The 22,037-nt window shown below is 32.0% G+C and carries 17 protein-coding genes; 15 read left to right on the top strand and 2 right to left on the bottom strand.

Going from position 1 to position 22,037, the window contains the following annotated elements; translation table 11 throughout:
* The 3 genes from BW946_RS18775 (at position 1) to BW946_RS18765 (ending at position 2,712) form a co-directional block, all read left to right on the top strand.
* Positions 1-732, top strand: coding sequence for a hypothetical protein (locus tag BW946_RS18775; protein ID WP_076597622.1), 732 nt, complete (start codon positions 1-3; stop codon positions 730-732).
* A gap of 100 nt (positions 733-832) precedes the next feature.
* Entirely contained in the window at positions 833-1,759 is a 927-nt protein-coding gene (locus BW946_RS18770) for a carbohydrate kinase family protein (RefSeq protein ID WP_076597621.1), read from the top strand.
* Positions 1,760-1,914: 155 nt separating this feature from the next.
* The gene (locus tag BW946_RS18765) at positions 1,915-2,712 is read left to right on the top strand and encodes a LuxR C-terminal-related transcriptional regulator (protein ID WP_076597620.1); all 798 of its coding nucleotides are present in this window, start codon (positions 1,915-1,917) and stop codon (positions 2,710-2,712) included.
* A gap of 328 nt (positions 2,713-3,040) precedes the next feature.
* Here BW946_RS18765 and BW946_RS18760 read toward each other — a convergent pair whose 3' ends face one another.
* A complete protein-coding gene (locus BW946_RS18760) occupies positions 3,041-4,183 on the bottom strand; it encodes a T9SS type A sorting domain-containing protein (protein ID WP_083688920.1) in 1,143 nt (380 codons plus the stop codon).
* A 738-nt stretch (positions 4,184-4,921) separates the two neighbouring features.
* Between BW946_RS18760 and BW946_RS18755 the strand changes: the two genes are divergently transcribed.
* The 5 genes from BW946_RS18755 to BW946_RS18730 all read left to right on the top strand — a co-directional run bounded on the left by BW946_RS18755 (position 4,922) and on the right by BW946_RS18730 (position 11,730).
* Positions 4,922-5,965 carry a threonine aldolase family protein gene (locus BW946_RS18755; RefSeq protein WP_076597618.1) on the top strand — a complete coding sequence of 348 codons (1,044 nt, stop codon included), beginning with the start codon at positions 4,922-4,924 and terminating at the stop codon, positions 5,963-5,965.
* A 490-nt stretch (positions 5,966-6,455) separates the two neighbouring features.
* Positions 6,456-7,073, top strand: a complete 618-nt coding sequence (locus BW946_RS18750) for a Crp/Fnr family transcriptional regulator (RefSeq protein WP_076597617.1) — start codon at positions 6,456-6,458, stop codon at positions 7,071-7,073.
* A 714-nt stretch (positions 7,074-7,787) separates the two neighbouring features.
* A complete protein-coding gene (locus tag BW946_RS18745; RefSeq protein WP_076597616.1) occupies positions 7,788-8,780 on the top strand; it encodes a helix-turn-helix domain-containing protein in 993 nt (330 codons plus the stop codon).
* Positions 8,781-9,120: 340 nt separating this feature from the next.
* Positions 9,121-9,924, top strand: a complete 804-nt coding sequence (locus BW946_RS18740) for a hypothetical protein (RefSeq protein WP_076597615.1) — start codon at positions 9,121-9,123, stop codon at positions 9,922-9,924.
* Positions 9,925-11,430: 1,506 nt separating this feature from the next.
* Complete coding sequence (locus BW946_RS18730; RefSeq protein ID WP_139326042.1) at positions 11,431-11,730, top strand: hypothetical protein; 300 nt, start codon at positions 11,431-11,433, stop codon at positions 11,728-11,730.
* 245 nt (positions 11,731-11,975) lie between these two features.
* Here BW946_RS18730 and BW946_RS18725 read toward each other — a convergent pair whose 3' ends face one another.
* Complete coding sequence (locus BW946_RS18725) at positions 11,976-13,190, bottom strand: tyrosine-type recombinase/integrase (RefSeq protein WP_076597613.1); 1,215 nt, start codon at positions 13,188-13,190, stop codon at positions 11,976-11,978.
* A 343-nt stretch (positions 13,191-13,533) separates the two neighbouring features.
* Between BW946_RS18725 and BW946_RS21720 the strand changes: the two genes are divergently transcribed.
* The 7 genes from BW946_RS21720 (at position 13,534) to BW946_RS18685 (ending at position 21,944) form a co-directional block, all read left to right on the top strand.
* Positions 13,534-14,283, top strand: a complete 750-nt coding sequence (locus BW946_RS21720) for a hypothetical protein (RefSeq protein ID WP_076597612.1) — start codon at positions 13,534-13,536, stop codon at positions 14,281-14,283.
* Positions 14,284-14,343: 60 nt separating this feature from the next.
* Positions 14,344-14,883 carry an OmpH family outer membrane protein gene (locus BW946_RS18715; protein WP_076597611.1) on the top strand — a complete coding sequence of 180 codons (540 nt, stop codon included), beginning with the start codon at positions 14,344-14,346 and terminating at the stop codon, positions 14,881-14,883.
* 848 nt (positions 14,884-15,731) lie between these two features.
* Entirely contained in the window at positions 15,732-16,790 is a 1,059-nt protein-coding gene (locus tag BW946_RS18705) for a hypothetical protein (protein ID WP_139326041.1), read from the top strand.
* Positions 16,791-17,461: 671 nt separating this feature from the next.
* Complete coding sequence (locus BW946_RS18700; RefSeq protein ID WP_076597608.1) at positions 17,462-18,502, top strand: C1q-like domain-containing protein; 1,041 nt, start codon at positions 17,462-17,464, stop codon at positions 18,500-18,502.
* 35 nt (positions 18,503-18,537) lie between these two features.
* On the top strand, positions 18,538-19,581 hold the full coding sequence (locus BW946_RS18695) for a hypothetical protein (protein WP_076597607.1): 1,044 nt from the start codon (positions 18,538-18,540) through the stop codon (positions 19,579-19,581).
* A 119-nt stretch (positions 19,582-19,700) separates the two neighbouring features.
* Complete coding sequence (locus BW946_RS18690; RefSeq protein ID WP_076597606.1) at positions 19,701-20,309, top strand: hypothetical protein; 609 nt, start codon at positions 19,701-19,703, stop codon at positions 20,307-20,309.
* Positions 20,310-20,348: 39 nt separating this feature from the next.
* The gene (locus tag BW946_RS18685; RefSeq protein ID WP_076597605.1) at positions 20,349-21,944 is read left to right on the top strand and encodes a hypothetical protein; all 1,596 of its coding nucleotides are present in this window, start codon (positions 20,349-20,351) and stop codon (positions 21,942-21,944) included.
* Positions 21,945-22,037: the final 93 nt, after the last annotated feature.

Genomic DNA, 22,037 nt, shown 5'->3' with positions numbered 1-22,037 from the left:
ATGATAAAATATAAATTGCTGCTTGCTTTTTCAATAATTGTTGGAAGCATGTCATTGAGTGCGCAGGAAATACATTCCGCATTGCAGCTCAGGAACAGCCATCTTTGGAGAGGATTAGAAGTTTCTGCGGGATTGATCTATACCGGAGATGTTCATCTGGACTTTGAAAATTTCTACGGAGGCTTTTGGGCAGGAGGTAATGCAGATGGCTCTTATAAGGAATTCAATAATTATATAGGCTACAAAAATAAACATCTGGTACTGGAACTGTGGGATATCTACAATTTCTCGCCTGATGCACTATACAATAACAAAGAGTTCTTTAATTATTCTGCAGCAGAAACCGGAAGATTCTGGGATCTGAGGTCTTACTATACCATCAGTGATCAGTTTCCTCTTATTCTTAGCTGGAATACCGTTGTTTTTGGAAGGGACAGAAACAGTAAAAATACAGGGAATAAGTATTCTTCTTTTGTTTTCGGTGAATATCCTGTATATAAAAAGGAAAATCTGGAAGTACGGGGAAGAATAGGCTATGGTTTCGCTCTGAACAATCGAGGTGAAAAGAATAATTTCTTTGCAAAAGACGCCGGATTCAATGAAATAAGCCTTATCATTTCGAAAAGCTTTACCATCGAGGGATACAAGATCCCTATCGGAATATGGGGAATGTGGAATCCAGTGAACAATAATGCATTTCTGCAATTTTCGGTGCAGGCCTATTCTTTTTAAAATAATATCAGAGAGAAAATGCGACCTCAGCTACCAGTCTTTTTCCCGGCTTTGTTTGGTCTTCAAGTATTGTCAATATATAATTAAATAAATAATAGAAATGAAAAAACATAAAATAGTCTGTTTTGGGGAAGTTCTTTGGGACATATTTCCGGAATCCCAAATGAGAATCGGGGGAGCCCCGTTCAATGTGGCTTATCATCTTTTTAAGATGGGATTAGATGTATCAGTGATCAGTAGTGTGGGCAATGACGGGCCTGGCCATGAACTGTTGCGGAAAATTAAAAACTGGGAAATTCCGACGGAAGATATCCAGGTGAGTGAGGAACATCCCACAAGCACCGTTATTGCTACTGTGGATAAAAATAATGAGGCCCACTATGATATTGTAGAAAATGTGGCTTGGGATTTTATCGAGGTTACCCCGGAAAACCAAAAATCCGTGGAAACAGCAGATGCATTGGTATTTGGGACATTGGCTACCCGAAATGAAAAGTCAAAGAACGCATTATTTCAAATGCTTGAAATAAGCCCTTACAATGTTTTTGATATTAACCTTAGAGCACCTTACTATGATATCAGGACCATTAATGACCTTCTGCATAAGACCCAATTGGCAAAATTCAATAAGGCAGAACTCCGGCTGGTACTTAATTTTTTGAAGAAAGAATACAAGACAGAACAAGACAGCATCAGGTATTTGCAGGAAAAATTTGGGATTCCGGAAATCATCATTTCCAAAGGAAGCAAAGGAGCATTGTATACAGACGGAGATAATTTTTATCTCTATCCTACGATACCTGTAGAAGTTAGGGATACTGTTGGAAGTGGTGACTCATTTTTAGCTGGATTTTTGTCCAAAAGAATCGGGAAAGGAGATTCTGCTCATGAGATCATGGCACAGGCAGTTTCCCTAGGAGCTTTTATTACATCACAGGAAGGCGCATGCCCCGAATATACACAGGAAGATTTTAAAAAATTTAAAGATGCCCATCCACTATCGGCTTTGAATGTTTCTAAATGGTGATTTCGTTGTTAAATTCACTTAGTATTGAATTATTCGCAATTTAATTGTTTGAATTTAATTTAAAGCGCAGTTTTTTTTGGCTTTATATTTGAATTTGTTAAAATTAAATATGGTTTAAAATTAAATTTTAGGCTAACATAAAAACACTTACTGTTATGAAGAAAAAAATTGATCCTATTAATGTTGAACAACTTTTTGATTTTTTTTCTAAAAAAGGAAATTTGGATGATAATTACTATGAGTTTTTCGAAGATACTATAAAAAGTGCGGAAAATTTTGCCATAGGTCCCTTCTTTTGGTTCATCACAAACAATATCAAAATGAGGACGGAGATTGTGAGTAAAAATATAGAGCAATTTACTCCTTTTACAAAAGATGACTGGGTGAACTCTGATACCGATTTTTTTATGGGGCTTTTCCATCCGGATGACAGACCGCTGATCATGGGGGCTTTTGTCTTTAGTGCAACAATGCGGCTCAACCTCCTAAGGTCCGGAAAAAAAGGTATTCGGTTCAATTATTATGGCAGAATGCTTGATTCAAAAGGTGTTTACCGCTGGATTTTATTGCAATCTCCGCTGCAGCGCATAAATGAGAATTATGAAATTCAGGCCTCCCTGGTGTTAGTATACGATCTGTCCCATTTTGAGATTCAAAGTCTGCCATTGTTATCTGTTATTGATATGTCTAATAAGGAGGTGCATTATTTCAGACATGTGAATCAGAATGTACACAAAAAAATAGATATTGATATCCCCGCTATCACTGCTCGCGAAAAGGAGATCCTAAATCTGATGGCTCAAGGACTGAATACCCCGCAAATAGCTGAAAGGCTTTTTATATCTTATCACACGGTGGAAAATCACAAAAGCAATCTGAGAAAGAAGACCAACACGAAAACCTCTGCAGAACTTATTGCCTATACGATGAAGTACAGTCTGCTCATGGTATGAGATTAGCAGGACATCTTTTAAAATTTATATACATCGTATTATCATTTTTAATGTGTTCGGTTTTCCGCGAAGAGATGGTGCTCTTTACGAACAGATATGATTAGGAGACGATGTATATAAAATGACTGCATGGTGTCATTGCTGGGAAATAAAGAGGCTGAGGTGTTTGGAATGAATACCGCTTTTTTTTAACTTATTATTGCGCAACCATCCTAAAATAAAAAAGAGAACCTACAAAACAAAAAAACCAAAGTAAAAAAGTTTTTACTTTGGTTCAACTAATTAATATTACTATAATATGATTTTATATAATTTGTTAAGGATAAAATTATTTTTTAATTATTTTAATAGTCTTAATAATTCCGCTGTTCATTTTTAAAGAAAGTAAATACAAACCATCTTTTAAATCAGTTAAATAAATTACAGATGAAGGTTTTTCAATAGTTTTTATAAGTTTTCCTGATGGGTCAAAAATAGAAATTGATTGTACGTCTGATATATCAGATATAGTAAGCTGATCAGTAAAAGGATTTGGAGATACATTGATTTCTCTTTTCTTTTGTATGACTTCGTTGGTTGCTAATGAAGTCGTGTCATATACTGAAATTTGGAATTCTCCATTTTCTGTATTGTCATCATATTTAGAAACACTTATATACAATGTAGCACCCGGAGTTTGTCCAGTTAATGAAAGAGAAGAAAAAAAATCTTGCAATTTGTCATCATTACAATCAATTTCTGTTAAATTACCACATGTCCCACTGTAAACAGTAAGCACGGAATCATCAAACAGAGAATCTGCAACCTGATCTGTTTCAATCATCAGTTTTCCGCTTGCGGGAACCACCACCTTAAACCAAACATTTTCAACTGCGTCTGAATTACAGGAAGCAGTAGGTCCATCAGTAGTTGCAGTAAGATTCGTAGCAGTTATTGCTCCAGAAGAAAAGTCTGTGCCTACTGATAATGATATTGCTTCTGCGCAATTATCATTGGCTGCTGGTATTAAATCATATGCCGAAATTTGGAATTCTCCATTTTCTGTATAGTCATCATATTTAGAGACACTTATATACAATGTAGCACCCGGAGTTTGTCCAGTTAATGAAAGAGAAGAAAAAAGATCTTGCAATTTGTCATCATTACAATCAATTTCTGTTAAATTACCACATGTCCCACTGTAAACAGTAAGCACGGAATCATCAAACAGAGAACCTGCAACCTGACCTGTTTCAATCATCAGTTTTCCGCTTGCGGGAACCACCACCTTAAACCAAACATTTTCAACTGCGTCTGAATTACAGGAAGCAACAGGACCATCGGTAGTAGCTCCTGTATTACTAGAATTCACGGCTCCTGAAGAGAAGCTTGTACCAACCGTTAGTAGTACAGCCCCTGAACAATCGTTATTTTGAGCTTTAATAATAATAGCCATCAAAAATAGCCAACAAAATAATAGTTTATTTTTCATATATTTTTTTAAAAAATTAAAATTTGAGGTTTTACTATGCAAAATTTTTATATTACTAACGTCGCTCAGTCCGGTTTTTACTTAAGATGTTTTTATATGCTGTGACAATTCAAAATTATTGTTAAGTATCACTAAGCAATATCTTCTATGTGTTCATAAAGTTTATCTTCTATACTTTCTTTATGATTGATATCTAAAAATATTTATTTTTTATCTGGATATTTTTATTGACATGAAAGTAGTAAGATGTTTATATAAAACAAATAGTGGAAATCTATCAATTTATATTTCTGTTGCAATAATTTACTTTGTCTTGGTAATAGTAGAAAATTAAACATCAAAATATATTTGGTATAGAAATTTATATACTGCTTTTCCCAAATTAAACTCAATGAACTAGACTGTCATTGCAATTTTCTCGAATGATTCTGTAATCTCTTCTATAAAAAAATACTTTTTGGACTTTTTTACCTTTATCATCAAAAATAACTGCAACAAATAATGGATATCTACTAGATGTTTTCATTTATTCAATTGTTATTTTTGCAATATAACATATGTAGTGATGTATAGCATATTAATTGTTTAAAGGTTAAGGCCTGTTTTCAATTTTTTTTTTCCGAAAAAATCAGATTATCTTTTGTTATATATTGAATTGTATGAAAATATATACATTGGTTCTGAATAGGCTTTTTCCTAATTTGTAACTTAAATGTAATAAAAATATAAATCAGAATAATGAATAGAATTATTGATCTCCGTAGCGACACTATCACAAAACCTTGTGATTATATGAAAAGAGCAATGGAGAAAGCTGAGGTAGGCGATGATGTGTACAAGGAAGATCCCACAGTTAAGCTGTTGGAAGAGAAAGTTGCCAGGATGTTTGGGATGGAAGCTTCTTTGTTTTGTGTGAGCGGAACAATGTCTAATCAATTGGCAATTAAAGCGCACACAAGTCCGGGCAATGAGGTGATATGCGATAAGTCTTCGCATATTTATTTGTATGAAGGTGGTGGGATTTCTGTGAACTCTTTATGTTCAGTCAAGCCTCTGGATGGAGACTATGGCATTATTTCCGCAGAACTTTTGAAAGGGGCCATTAATAATGCAGATGATATACACCAGCCTATCAGCAGGCTTGTTTCATTAGAAAATACAACAAACAGAGGGGGTGGAGCTTATTATGACTTTGAAGAAATCAAGAAGATCAAGGAAGTTTGCCAAAAAAACAATCTGAAGCTTCATTTAGATGGTGCAAGACTTTTTAATGCTTTGGTAGAAACACCTCAGTCTCCCGAGGATTATGGGCGTGTCTTTGACAGTATCTCAATATGTTTATCAAAAGGTCTTGGATGTCCTGTTGGCTCTGTAATAATTGGTGATCGTCAATTTATTGAGAAAACACGCCGTCTCAGAAAACTAATGGGTGGCGGCTGGAGACAGGCAGGATCACTGGCAGCTGCTGGAATATATGCTCTTGATAATAACATACAGTTATTAAAAGAAGATCACCGCCGGGCAAAACAAATCGGCGAAATATTACAGGCAAGCACTTTTGCTAAAGAAGTACTTCCCATTGCTACAAATATCGTTATGATGATACCGGCTGATGGTAATGCAAATGAATTTGTAGTAAAAATGAAAGAAAGAAATATCCTTTGTACTGCATTTGGCGATCAGCTGGTCAGATTTGTAAGCCATTTGGATATTAGTGATTCTGATTTAGAAGATTTTAAAATGAGAATTTCAATGTCCGGCGAAAAGATTAATAATTCTTAAGTGCGATAGATTTTTGTAAACTTATTTATTTTACATATGAACTACCGCTGTTTGGCTAAAAAATAAAAAGCCTCCACAGACTATGGAATGCTTTTAATCAAAACAACCCTAAAATATTATTACCAGATTACTAAATTAATAACTATAGATTAAAATTCAAATGACAGATTTCTGTCATTTCAATGAGACAATGGTATGTAGAATCGGGGTATTCGTTTTTCATCATTCCTGAATACAGATTTTTTTAATTATTAAATCAATCTATGGAAACTTTGGTATAACGCTGTTGCAGTGAAGCTGAAAAAGGGATATGAACTTCTAAGCTATCCTTAAATAAAAACTTTTGGTAATCATACAGTTTGTTTCATTTGAAGGTTTCGAAAAAGACTTTCTGTGTCGATAAATGGTGTTTAATAAAAAAAGAGAATACATCTACTCGTTAATATCACAGTCTGTTTTATTTTAAATTTTTTTATTCCAAAAAATAATTATGTACAATTTTGAATTTGAAAACAGAGGGTTTTCCGGACAATTGATTGCAGATATAAGAAAAAACTGGGATTTTTTCTTTCCTCTTTCTGATGAAGAGTTTTATATTAAGTTATCAAAACTGAAGCAAACGAGCTTTAAAAAGAATGAGTATCTTCTAAAGAAAGGAGAGATTTGCAAAGAATATTTTTTTCTGTCAAAAGGTGCAGTGAAATATATCGAAGAAAAAAACGATAGAGAATATATTATTGATTTTAATTTTGAAGGAGAATGGAGCGGAGATTATATAAGCTATATGATGCAGAATCCGTCTAATCTTGCAGTTAAAGCAATAGAAAATGTTGAGGTTTTTACCCTTCATATTGAGGACAGCAGAAGTTTGTGTAAGGACAATATTAATTTTGAAAGATTGGAAATGAATATATTGCGAGAGGCCTTTGCACAGTCATTAAACCAATTGGTACAATTGAAAAGCAATACGCCGGAAGAGAATTATCTTCAGCTTATCAACAACAGACCCTTTATTTTCAATAGGGTGAGAATACTTGATATTGCCACCTATCTTGGCATTACGCCTCAAAGTCTGAGCCGTATAAGAAGAAGGGTTGCCAATAAATAGCTGAAAAATTAACAAAAGATAATATAATCATTTCATTTACTATCTATTGCATATGTTATTTTATAGATTTACTCAATACCTTTGTACTGTAAATAAAATTTTTTTCATCATGTGTGTTTTAGGTGTTACAAATAATGATTTGTAACATCTTTTTTGTTGATATGATAAAAGCTATCAGATAATGAAGTTCTACCAATGATTATCTAAGTTTATAAATTAATCTAAAGAATTTCTCGATGCTCAGCCTCGATGTTAAAAGAGGCAAAGTTTGAAAAACGGATGGTTTTTCAATAGAAAAAGAATTAGTTTTGATTTATGGATGATCATATTTTGAAACAACATAATAAAAACCGTGTTTCTTTATCATTTGGCTTTTCCAGTTAAGTATAGGAATTCTTTTATTACTGAAGATGTTGGTCAGTATGGCAATAAAGATGTTATTAAAAAGATATAAAGTATCAGAAAATATATGAGACCCAACTCACTCTTTTCGATTTTTAATACTTTGAGGCTCTGCAATGGGGTAGTTTATTAATTATCCCTAATATGAAATAAATTATATTTTAATAAAATATTCGGCAGTGTACGCTTTTGATTACAACATTATATCAGTTGTGTTCTTGTTGTTTCAAAGGAATCTAAAAAGCGCCAAAACAAAATTATTACTACAAGCACGTATATTGATAAGAATATTTGCCTTATATCTAAAATACTATGATTAAACAGTTAAAAGCACTAAAAAAAAGATTCTTTGTCAATCTTATTGTTTTAGTCATATTAACCATAACAGCGCACGTATTTCTATACGGATTTATGGGTGCTTATTTTTTTGCTTATTATAATTTAGCGGCCTTAATTATGGGCATATTTGTTTTGTTGTATGTGAAGAATAAGCCATTTGATAGTATAGAGCATTTCCTTCATCTTTACCTCATCTTTACTTCCTGGTTTCTATTTTTGTACTCGCTTGTATTATGGGAAAAAACGCCTATAGTTTTTTTGTGGTATTTTCTGATCCCTTATGGTCTGAATACATTGTACAATTATAAAATAGTTGTTAAATGGTGTGTATATATACTATTTTTAATCGTAATGACAGTTGCAATCACCCCTCACATTTATAAGTATTTGGCATTTCTAAAGCCATCACATATAAATATCCTGGTGGTAAATATCTCTTCAATTGTAAATATTTTACTATTGATTTGCTTTATTTCCTATTACGCACATAAGATTAGTGGATTGAAATTCATCTTGAAAGCGAATATCAGTAGCAGTGATAATGATATGCCAAATGAAACTTCTCTGGAAAAAGACGAGAATAATCCTGTTTCCGAAGATGGGCGCAAATACGATTTACTGTATCAGGAAATTTTGTATTATTTTGAAAACAACAAATCTTATCTAGAAAAAGATTTTAATGTTGCCTGGCTGGCCTTGCAGCTAAACAGCAATGTGAGCTATGTCTCTAGAGCCATCAAGATTAATGCTCAATGTAATTTTAATTATTTTCTTAACAGATACAGAGTAGAGAGTGCAAAAAAAATGATCATTGAGCAAAATCTAGATAGATATTCGTTAATGTACATTTATTCATCATCGGGTTTTAAAAACCAGTCTACATTCAACAGAGTCTTCAAAGAAATTGAAGGCCTCACCCCTTCGGCATTTATTAAAAACTACAATAAGGAAATTTCTTCCCAATAAACCGGTTTAGTTTTAAGGGTATTTTTATAATTGCCATTCAATTAAAATTTCAAATTTCAGAGCTGGTTTTTAGCATTTACTAAACGATATTTTCTAAGTCTGCGTTTCGTTACGCACAATTCTGCTGCAGAATTCTATCATTCAGTTAATACTAATCTCAAACTTTAAGTTTAGATGAAATTTATATGAAGAAAAAATAATCAAATTCGGTATTTAGTATTTTAAAGTGTTTTATTTCAGTTGTTTATAAAATATAAATGATTTTCAGTATAGCATTTAACAACATGTAGAAGGGAGTATATGTATACAATATATTTGTATTTCAAAATATACTTTAAAAATGAAAACATTATTTTCTCCTGTATTCTTATTTTTCTCAACCCTATTATTTTCTCAAGTTGGAATTAATACAGAATCACCCGACGCATCTTCCAATCTTACCGTAGCACCCACGGATAGGAAAACACCGGCAGGCTATAAAGGAACCTTGCTGAGTGCGATGAGCAGTGCAAACAGGTTGCAGATAGCATCGCCTGCGACTGGGCTTTTGGTGTATGATACAGATCAAAGGTGCCTTATGTCTAATAACGGAACACCGGCTGCTCCTGTATGGGCTTGTACAAATGTCGGATCACCGGTAGATGCCGGTACTTTTAGACATTTATACTTTAAGTTTAATTATAATACAATGACTACTGTATCAGGATATGTAACACAAACTGGAACTAACCCACCGACTAATCAAAACAATAATGTTGTTGGATACTTAACAAATAACAGCCCGTCTACTCTTGTTCAGGTACCGGAATTTGATGGCTTAAGAATGAACGCTGTTTTCGACACCAAAGGAACTTCAGGTCTTATAGCTCCTCTTATAGAAAATGTTTCTGGTGCCCCAATTACAGATTTTGTTTTTTTTAATTCCTCAACAAATTTTTCTACAAGTAGAGTTCCATATACAACTATTCCTACTGGAAATTTTATAAATGCAGATGGTAACTTTAGCATGTTTTATGGTGATAATAATTATGAAATTGCTAATGCACTGATTAGTCATAACGGAAAAATGTATAGATGTACTTGGTGGGGATATTATGGGGATGGCACCCATCATATTCACATGACGATGGAGGTTTTTAATTAATTGTCATATTGTACTTTATTGTAAGTCTGCTCTATAACATTATAGACATTGGACTTGAAGCTCTTTCTCAGGATACGGATAAATGGATATACTAATTTAGCCTCCAGTTATATAAGCATAGCATCTTAATTTTAACAAATGAAATAAGGCCGAAAAATCTATGATCCGGCTTTAAAAAAACAAACAGCTCAATTGAGCTATGCGGGGTCTAATATTTTGGAGCTGGCAAGAGAACTGGGTATTGAAGTTATGGTGTTTTACAAATCGAGAAAGCATTATCTGGAATTTTGAGAGAAGAGTTTTCCTCGGAAGAGTCAGGATTTACTTCTTTTGAGACTCTGAGAAAGGCCATAATAAATCATTACAGGGATATTCTGAATTATTTCGATTAAAGAAGCACCAATGCTGCTGCTGAATCTTTCAATGCCAAAATAAAAAACTTCAGAATGCAGCTCCGCGGTGTAAAAGACAAAGCATTCTTCTTATTCAGATTAGCTAAACTTTTTGCCTAGTCCCCAAATTTTGCGCTTGATCCAATTTTAGCCACCCTTTTGACCACCCTAAAAAGCAAAAACCTCTGAAAATCAAATGATTTCAGAGGTTTTTTGTACCCAAGACCGAAGAAATATCGAAACATTTGATTGAAGATTTAGAAAGAATTTCACAATTATCTGAGTTGAAATATTAAGTTTTTTACCTTAAGACATTGCCATTATCGGCAAAAAAACAACTTAAGATATTATGTAAATATTTTTATTGCCGATAAAAAAAGTGTAGATGTTAGACATTAGTTGGGTATGTCTTTGTATAGGATTGTGAGAGAACAAGTAAATTGATTACAATTATTGGTGCGGAAAATCATATTAACTATTGACCTTTTTTTTATTATTTTAGTAGTTTACTAAAGAATAGTATTTGTGTTTGCAAATACTTTTTTGCTTATTTGTGAACCTTTTAAAGTATCTAATTTTTATGATTACAATAATAAAACGGATAAAATTGATAGATGAGTTTTGCAAAAGTGTTAAATTAGAACCATTTCGTGAATGATGACAAAGATTTTAGATGAAATACAAGATAGAGGCGTTCAGGTATCCATACGGTACGACGTAGACTTTTCAAATTTCGAAGACTTTGCATCTGATGAAAATAAGCGTATTCGTGTCAGTCTTAAAAATGTAGAAAAAGATGCCTGAATAGTTATTACCAGAAATATGGTCTCCCGTTATTGCTTTAATATTTCAGTAAATCGGTATCTTATAATTGTTTTAGTAGCGTAATCAATAAATTTCTATATTTATAATTGCTAAAAACTAACTGCATTATATGTCCTAATTAAAAATACAGTTCTTTGTATTCTTATTACACAGATAAGAACACTAATCGATTACTAATACCAATTATAAATTATTTTTAAGACCCGTCAAAAAAATTAAACTGACGTGATGGAAATACGCTTTTTACCATTCCGGTGTGGGTATGGTATTCATATCAGATACGAGGAAAATGATAGCCAATATCGAAAATGCAATCTGGCTGTTGTTGGGTTCTGGATTTGATAAATTAATGCTCGAAGGTATCGAATGGTATTCTGAATTACTTAAGGAAGGAGAAATTAAAGATACGACCACCATACATTTATCGGAAAAATTTGTTATCGAAGTTTATTACAATAAGGAGATCAGGGAAAAAGTGAAAGCGCATATGCGACTAAAATCATGTTTTATTTCTATATCGGATAAATTGATAGACAAAAATTCAGCAGCAGCATACTTAATCCGTGAAGAATTTATTTCGTTAAGCTAAGTTAGACTACAAGGCAATTGAAAAAAATATATAATTAAAAAAACAAAACTTAAAATATTAAGAGAACTCAAAATAAAAAGGGACTTGGCACTAAATAAATCTTTGTTTTCTTTGTTAAGTATAACTCCCGCTTTTGAAAATAAAAGCGGGCAACAGGTAAACGAATCTTTGCTCACCCTTAACGTTAAAAAAGACTGATGATAAATAACGGATATTCAAATAATTTTTAACAAAAGAAATAAAATCTAACTTCTCTCAATATACATTTTATCGAAATAATTTCCGAGTGTTGTGATTCTTTCATGATTTAACGGATTTACATAATTTAAAAACATTCTCTCTGAGCTGTGGCCTGTGGCCTGTATAAGAAGTGAAGTGGGTATTCTGCCATAAAAATTGGATGCGAAGCTACGTCTTCCTATGTGACTACTTATGATCTTCCACTTTTCAGTTTGTATGTCTTCACTTCTATATCCTATCCTCTTCTTTACTTCTACTTTGCTTTCAATTCCTGCCAATGCTGCGATTTTTTTTATGTTATCATTGTAAATTCCTATTTCAATAGGTTTTGGAAAAGAATTGCCATATTTTTTAATGACGTTTAAAACGGTTTGATGTAGCGGAAGTATAATTTCTTTATGAGTTTTACGTTGTGTAAAAGAAATGCACGTTTTTCCATTGATTTCTATAAGTTGTTTCTCGTTGAATCTCATAAAATCAGATACCCTTTGTCCTGTATAACAGCTTATTAATAGCCAGTTTTTTGAGTCTTCAAGTTCCGGTGGTACAATTGTGTTTTTGATTTTAAGAATTTCCTGTTCATTTAGAATTATTATTTTTTTTGGAGTTTTTACTTTGGGAAGATCAATGTTTCTGATCTCTGTTTTAAGGCCTTTTCTTTCTGCGAAATGCAATATGGTCTTTAGAAATTGGCACGTTCTGGATATTGTACTTTCACAGTAAAGTTCTGCTTTTGCAAAATTGTTAAACGATCTAATAAGTTCGGAATTAATTTCGTGGATATAAATCCTGCGGGCAAGAAATCCTTCAAATTTCTCAATTAAGCGCATGAATACCATATATCTTCTGTAAGTAGTTAGTTGTATTGTATGTTGTTTTTCTACTATATATAGAGAAATCATTGAAAGAAGTGATCCTTCTGAGTAGCTCTGGCTTTTGTAAGAAGTGATTTTTTTGATCTCGGTATTTATTTTTTTTTTGCTTCCTTCTTTAATGAGTTGAGAGATTCTGACTTTTATCGAATTAAGGATGTAATTAAGCTCTTTATATTTTTTACAGTATATGTTTTTGGGGCGCTGTTTTTCATAGTCCCAATCACTTTCTTCTATTGATAATGGTGTTTTGAAATGTAAAACTTCATTTTTTTGGGTAATTGATAAACTTATCTTTTTTAAAGATCGATCAGTTTTCTCTTGCAAAAGGGAAAATGTAAAAATCATTGTTTTTAATTTTAAGTATTTGTTAAATTTACTCAAAAATAATGTAAATTATTAGTCAATAATAGACTAATGATGCAAAGATATTATTTTTTTTGATAAAAAAAAATAATATTCGTAATATTTTTAAAATCAGATTTTTACTCACCTAATATTGATTTAAAAACGTAGTATTTTCCCTATTAACAGTACATATTTTCGCCAAACAAATCATTGTCTTTTAAAAAAAATAAAAAAAAATAAACACATTATAAGTCAATTAGTTATAATATTAGTCTATTATTGACTAATATATAGTATAACAAAATTTTTGAAGTCAAATCCGTTATTTTAAAAAAAAATAATTATGAGAAAAAAAATTACACTTACGTCAGGCTTATTGTTCTTTTCATTTTGTGTTTATTCTCAAGTTGGTGTTAATACACAGTCTCCTAAAGCTACTTTAGATGTTGTAGGAGATCCCACTAATGCTTCCAAATTAGATGGAATAATACCACCACGTATTACCGGAGAACAGTTAAGGGCGAAAACATATACAGGATCTGAATATGGAGCGATAGTTTGTGTAACCGTACCGGATCCTGCTCCAGCCGGGCAAACTATCGAAGTTAAGCGTGCTGGGTATTATTATTTTAACGGAGGAGTATGGTTGCCAATTTTTAGTGGAGGGTTTATGGGTGTATTTACTGCAGAGGTGTTGAATAATGCTTCATATACTATTTCAAATAATGTGTTTTTTAATCCTTATGATTCTGCCATTTATGAACTGACATTTCAAGTAAGACGTGGGTGTACTGGTAATTCGCCAGTGTTATCGGGTAAAATTTTAATTAGAGGTGTGGGCGGAAGAATGACTGTTTTGAAAGATTATATAACAACTTCTCTTGCTTTAGATGATAGTCAGTTTTCTGTATCAAATTATACAATTACCGGAGATAATACAAACACTTTATCCATTACTTCTGACCCAAGCTTAGGAAATGAAATAACTATTACTTTTAATTTAGACACTTCAACTCATGTATTAAGTGCAAAGAGTTCTGTTTATTGTGCTCAATGGAAAGGAACATTTGATCTTAAAAGAATATTAAACTAAAGCTTTACACTAATATTCTAGGTGAACAAATAAATTTGTTAAAACAAAAATTACGCAACAATGTCTAAAATTTTATCAATTATTTTTTTAGGTTCAGTTTTTATATCTCTGTCTGCTCAAAATACAGCTTTTATATTTCGTAGTAAACTTGCCAGCCAGATAAAAGGTTATGAAGCTAAAGTAAAAAAGATTGACAGTCTAAAAAGTGAATACAGTAAGCAAATAGAAATTGCGGGACTTGAGATTAATAAAAAATATCAAAAACTTGCTGCTCCTTATATACCGAAAGATGGCGAAACAGTAGAAATGGTGCAAAAAAGAATGAAAATGGCAGATGCAGATCAGGTTGCTTTACTTATAGATGAAAACAGACTTCTGGAGAATCGTAAAAAATCATTCCAAAAAATTGTTGATGAGAATTACAGGCAGACCTTGGAACCTCTTATACTTAAAATAAATAAAGTAATATCTTCTTATGCTTCCAAAAACAAGATAGAGACTATTTGGTATTTGGAAGATGTTGAAAGATCTTTAGGCTACTACAACAAAGGAAGAGATATAACCGATGTTATTGTGAATATTGTGAATGACAGCAAATAAAGTGTTTTATTTTTAGATTGTAACACTCTAATACTTCACTTTTCAAAGTAAATGTTACATTGTTTTGATTCACAGAATATTTTTTATTTAGTATTTACTAGTTTAAATTCTCCTAGTCTATATATTGTTTTTAAAATTTAGAAATGATTCTAAAATCACGATGATGTTTTTTATGGCCTGCTAAATTATTATGTTTAGCAGGTTCATAAAAGAACAACAATTATTAAAATTTCAATTTACTTCAGATAGTCTTGTAAATAATTATACATCAAGGGGTATTTTGCCAATTTATATATAGGCATGTGAAATAAAATTTTTTAATTATAATATTAAAAATTAAAATATGTATTTAAATAACAAAAAAAAAGCAATTCTTTACTTTGAAATTTTATCATTTATATGGATTTTCATTTTCCTAATTTTCATTATCATTATTATATTCAAAAACTTATTTAACTCTATTTTTTTCATATTTTCTATTACATTTATAGGCACTGTTTTGTTTCTACTTTTATATGTGATTTTATTTCGTATTAAGATTATATATTTAGATATTACAGGATTAGGTATTACTTATTTATCCCAATCTGTTTTTCTTAGTTTTTTTTGGAAAGGTTTTTATGAAAAATATGAGTTTGCTTATGAAGACATTTTAAGAATTTATTTTCAGAATCTTTTCGTGATGAAATATTTCTATTTTAAAGTTGTGCACAAACAGAAACGTAAAACTTATTCATTGCCTATATTTCTTTTTGATAAAAATTCTACTTTTAAAATAAATCAATTTTTTTCAAAATTTGAAAATACTAGTTGCTTTAAATTATAATTATAAACACAAAATTTATTTTATGAAATCCAAGATTATTTTTATTTCGATGTTATCAATGTCGTTTCAGTATTTTTCCTCGCAAGTCGGAATCAATACTACATCCCCTCAATCTACATTATCTGTTGTGAATCCCAATGGAGGTTCTTCCACCGACGTTTTGAGTGTTGGGAATTCTAATTGCGGTGCACCATGTTTACAGGTTGATAACAGAAGTATTGTTCTATATAATAGAAATGGAACCAATCATCGCTTTGGAGGTATACATTTCGTTCCATCTGGTGTTAGCACTGGTATAACCGGGGCTTCTATAGAGGGTATAGATCGTGATCAAACTAACGGCTATGCAGGGTTGCAGTTTAACACAAGGAACTCCACGGATTATGGAACCAGATTGACTATTAAATCCTCTGGAGATGTGGGGATAGGCACAGCGAATCCGGCAGCGAAACTTGATATAGCGGGTAATATAAAAATTGCAGATGGTACGCAGGGGAAAGATAAGGTTCTTACTTCTGATGCCAATGGATTGGCCCAATGGAAGAATCCTATGTTTGCCAGTGGTGTTGATTCTTTTTCAACCCCATATTTGTATAGTGGTGGAGGTGATGATTTTTTTTGGGCTGCTGATGCTGGTTGGATTAATAATGTTCAGACTCCTCTAAAATTAAACGAACTTTCAGATCCAAATAATGTATATGATCCTGCAACCGGTATTATGACAGTCCTAACAGAAGGTGTATATTATATAAAATCATTAATTAGACTTGTTAATCAGCCAGGGGCTACTCCATTTAATGGATCTAGTGGTATTTTTCAAGGATATATTGATTTAAAACCTAATGGAGCAAGTAGTTTTGTTACGATTGCATCTGATAGTAAAATTGTCACTGCAGGGATTTATATTAATGGCGGTATTGTTAGTTATGATGCAACTCCGGAAACAATGGTACATCTTAATGTTGGTGATCAAATCCGATTGTCCTTTAGAACTTATGGTACTTGGCATATAAATAGTGATACAATAAATAAAATTCATATTACACGTAAGATTTCTGAATTATTCGTATATAAATTGTAAGATTAAGATAAAAAATTCTTAGATAATGGTTACAAAAATTATTGATTTATGTATAATAATTATTAACAAATATATTAATATAAGTCTTTACCGTAAATACAAACTGTGTAATACAATTTTCATGAAGATTTGCACATTTAATTATTAACAATAAGATTTATTTTTGAAAACCATTATCTTTTTTTATTATGTTTTGTCTTATGCAAAATTTTAAAATATTTATATTGCCAATATAATTTATCATTATTGGTGCTTAGAAAATGGAAACCATACAAACGGCAAAATTCTAAACACGCTAAAGTTTATACAGTGCGTTTAATCGCCGCAAATGCAAAGCGATAAATAACTCGTAACAACATTTATTTTTAAAGTAAATTTTTCTGGATGTTCTTTCTAATACAATGATAAATAAAATTACTATTCTTAGAGAGTACTGCCTGACACTCAAAGTGTATTTATTATTTATATCCGGATCAAGGTTGATATTTCGTTTAGGCTAATTAGAATAATTATTTTCAATATAATAACAAATTGATATTAGATTTATTGAAGATTAATGTCTTTTTTAACTACAACTATACATATGTTGGAAACCATAAAACAACAAACTTGCATTTATAAAATGACTTTCTAAATGTAAGTCTAAAAATTAATCTTATAATTCAATTAAAATGAAAAAAAAAATCATATTATTTTTTTTATTATTCTTTTTATCACAATCTGCTTTCTCTCAAGTAGGTATCAATACTCAGTTTCCTAAAGCAACATTAGATATTGCAGCGAATAAAACAGATGGAAGTAGAGCAGAAGGTCTAATCGCTCCCCGTCTTACCGGAGATCAAATTAAGGCTGGAAATTCACAATATGGCACTGCGCAAACAGGAGCTATTATTTATGCGACATTACCAGTTACAACGGCAGATGCGAAAACGGCTAATATTACAGATGTTGGATATTATTACTTCGATGGAACTACATGGAGAAAAATAAACAGTAATTTATATAATTCTGATGGAACAATTACTACAAATAGAAATGTTAATATGGGCAATAATAATTTGGTATTTACTGGCAGTGGTAAAATTGGAGTAGGTAATTCTACTCCAAAAATGAAACTAGATACTCGTAAATTACCAGGTAATTCTTCGCCAGGAGAAGGTGCTATAGCAATAGGAGAAACTACTACTACAGCAGACACTGCAGGTGCTGGTGCAATAAGATATAACTCATCTGGAGGTGGTAAGTTGGAGTATAGCAATGGAGTAAAGTGGAATACTCTTAAATCTATAATTCAGAAATCAATGATTGTAGCAAATTTGCAGAATAATACTTTTAATTTTGAGAACGGAGGAGTTTCTAAAAAAGTAACTGGATGGATTGAATCAGTAGATGTAAACAATAATTTTAATCCTACTACAGGTGTTTTTACGTGTCCTAGAGATGGTAACTATGTAGTAAGTGTTGCGCTTTTGCCTGTAGCCACTTTAAATATTCCTGGTAGTTTTCAAGTAGAGATAGTAGTGAATGGTACATCAATTAATGCTGGAATAAAATCTTCAGTGGCTGGTAATCTTTATTGTGGGGCTACTATCTCAGGTATTGTGCATTTAAATTCTGGTGATACTGTTAATATTAATTATTTTCATGATTTAGGGACCAACAGATTAAATCACACAGCCGATTTTAATACCTTATCAATAACAGAATTGTAATTTATTTTTTTGAATGTTAAATTAATAATTATCTAATGAGATTTACATATATATTAGTAATTTTTCTTTATCAATTTACTTTCTCGCAAGTGGGGATTAATATTCAATCGCCTAAAGCGACGTTAGATATTTTACCAAGTAGCCATGGTAGTAAAGCTGAAGGTATTATAGTGCCGCGTCTTACGGGTGATCAAATTAAATCTGGTGATATCGAGCATGATATTCCACAAAAAGGTTGTATTGTCTATGCAACTTCTCCTGTTACAAGCGCCTCTGCTAAAACAGCTAATATCACAGCTGTAGGTCTTTACTATTTTGATGGTAGTATATGGCAACGAATTGACAATTCAGTAAGTAATATTTATAATTTTGATGGAATACTTAGTAGTGATAGAGTTGTTGATATTACAACTAATAACCTTACTTTTACTGGAAACGGAAAAGTGGGAATAGGTAATTCTTCTCCTATTACAAAAATAGATGTACGCTCTTTACCTGGAGATTCTTCACCTGGAGAGGGTTCTATAGGAATTGGGCAAACATCTTTTAGTTCATCTGATGCAGGAGCTGGTTCATTGAGATATGTTACATCTTCCGGAGGAGAATTACAGTATAGTAACGGAACAGATTGGAATAGTATTGAATCAGATATTCAAAAATCTGTTGTTATAGCAAATTTGCCCAGCAATTCTTTTACTTTTATAAATTTTGCTTTTGCTTCTCCTGTTTTTAATTGGACAGAATCGATAGATACAAATAACAATTTTGATCCTACTACAGGAGTTTTTACCGTTCCTAGAACTGGGAATTATTTAGTAAATGTTTCTCTTGTACCATCAGCAATAGCTTCGAACAATAATTTTTTTGAAACTCAGATACGAAAGAATGGTGTTAAAATTACAGCAACAATTGAACATGCTTCTCAAGTTACTGCTGCTTACTATTATGGAGGTAATATCTCTGCGGTTGTTAATGCAATAGCAGGAGACAAAATACAGACAACATACTTCCACACACTTGGCCAAAATATTATATCCGATTTGAGTAAATTCAATAGCTTATCTATTTCTGAGTTATAAATACAACAAAAAATTTCAAATTGATCCTTATAATTTAAATATATCTAACTCATTTTAAATAGAAAATTAATAATATAAATTTTAAAATTTTTCAAAAAACAAAAATTAATTCCAAAAAAATGGTAAAAAAAATTATTTTTATTTCGACATTATTTTTGTCGTGTGAGTATGTTTTTTCGCAAGTCGGAATCAATACCACATCACCTGAGGCTACTCTAGAAGTTAAAGCAAAAACAACAGACGGTTCCAAACCTGAAGGTCTAATTGCCCCACGTCTTACTGGTAACCAGATTAGTAGTGCTGATAATCAGTTTGGAACAAATCAGATCGGAGCAATTATTTATGCAACTGCACCAGTTGCAGTTGCAACCCCAAAGACAAAGAATATTACCGATGCCGGTTATTATTATTTTGACGGTCTTATTTGGAATAAGATGTCTTACAATGCCAATGTTCTACTAAGTGTCAATCAAACCAATCCCACATACACAGGGAATGAAACAATTATTTTAGATAATAATACTGGTATTCATAATATTCAACTTCCAGCTCCAAACACAATGATCGGTAAAATTTTATATTACAGAAATAATAGTACTGTGAGTGGAGTGGCAGGGACTGCAACATTTGTAGTGAATGTACCTATAAACAATACTACTTGCCAGCCGAATAGGGGAATGACTCTTTATTCTGATGGTACAAAATGGTATGTGGTCTCTGGTGTTTAGTATCGCTTTTTTTAATATAAAAACAAAAACAAAAACAAAATGAAAAATAATAAATATATATGTGCTTTTTCTTTATTAGTGTTTGCGCCTTTCTTCTTACATGCGCAAGTTTTATCAAATGGTCAGATTCAGAATGCGTTTAGTGATAGTAATGTCTTTTTAGATGCTTCAACTAATTTTGATACTAGTATATCTGGTTCTAATACAGTTGGTAAAGGTTTACTTTTTCCAAGAACAGACTTGACAAAATGGTCATTTGATACAGGAAAACTTGGAGATCTTATTTTTCCAAGTGCTTATGACGGAATGGTAGTATACAATACAGGTAGTGGATTCACACCTACCGGAAATAATAATACAAATATATCTACTAGAGTAGATCCTGGATTCTATTATTTTTCTAACCTTTCTGCTTCTGATAATATTAGTAATGGAGTCTGGAAGCCTATTGGAGGTTCACCTATTAATATTTATAACTCAGATGGTACAATTACAGAAACAAGAAGGGTGTCATCCAGTGATTTAATCTTTCAAGGAGTTAATAACGCAACAGGATCTGTCCGAATCAACGGAGGTACACCAAATGAAGCTGGTTATATTGGAATATACAAGGGAGATGGTACAACTAGACTTGGATACATAGGTTATGATAATACAAATGTTGAATACAAAGCTGAGAATTCTGCAAACCATATATTTAATGGTGGTAAAGTTGGTATACTAACCAATCCTAATGCTGTTTTATCTGTTTTGAATCCCAAAGGAGACTCTTCCACCGACGTTTTGAGTGTTGGAAATTCTAATTGTGGTGCACCATGTTTACAAGTTGATAACAGAAGTATTGTTTTATATAATACAAATGGTACAAATAATCGCTTTGGAGGTATACATTTCGTTCCATCTGGTGTTAGCACTGATATAACCGGAGCTTCTATAGAGGGGATAGATCGTGATGCAACTAACGGCTATGCAGGGTTGCAGTTTAACACAAGGAACTCCACTAATTATGGAGCCAGAATGACTATTAGATCCTCTGGAGATGTGGGGATAGGCACAGTGAATCCGGCAGCGAAACTGGATGTAGCGGGTAATATAAAAATAGCAGACGGTACGCAGGGGAAAGATAAGGTTCTTACTTCTGATGACAATGGATTGGCTAGTTGGAAACCTTTGTCTCAAATTGGTCCAAGTGGTGGGGCACAAAAAATTTATTTTAGAATTCCAGTTGGTGATGTTAATGTTACTACTCCAGGTGGCGTCTGGCAGGATCTCACAAGCTCAACTTGGTTTTTTAATGGCTCTGATTATAAAAATCCTAATGGTGTTGGTTTCCAAGTGCTTAAGGGTAATTTGCAGTCTGGAAATACTATAAGGATAATTCCTAATTTAGTTGACAACTGGAATACACGTATGGTCGTAACTCAAGTAACTATAGAATGTCCTCGGCAATCTGAGCCAATTAATAATAGCGTTGCATTAGATACCAATAATGTGATGCCACCTCTAGTTATGAAAACTAGTGCATCTAATGATAGTGCTTATGATGGAGCTATGGTTGTTTATTTAGAGGAAAATGGTGACATTATACAAAAACTGATACTTAATGTAGAAATGACAATATTTCCTCCAAACTAAACCCTTTATAATTTATATTAAACTCTTTTATCAATTTTTACTTTAATAGATTTTTTGAGTTATCCAAATAAATTCTGTATATTATTGCTTGAA

Origin of the sequence: Chryseobacterium sp. RU33C (genome assembly GCF_900156015.1) — a bacterium.
Classification (GTDB): domain Bacteria; phylum Bacteroidota; class Bacteroidia; order Flavobacteriales; family Weeksellaceae; genus Chryseobacterium; species Chryseobacterium candidae.
The sequence above is the reverse complement of the archived record's forward strand: the minus strand, read 5'-3'. Positions and strand labels throughout refer to the sequence as shown.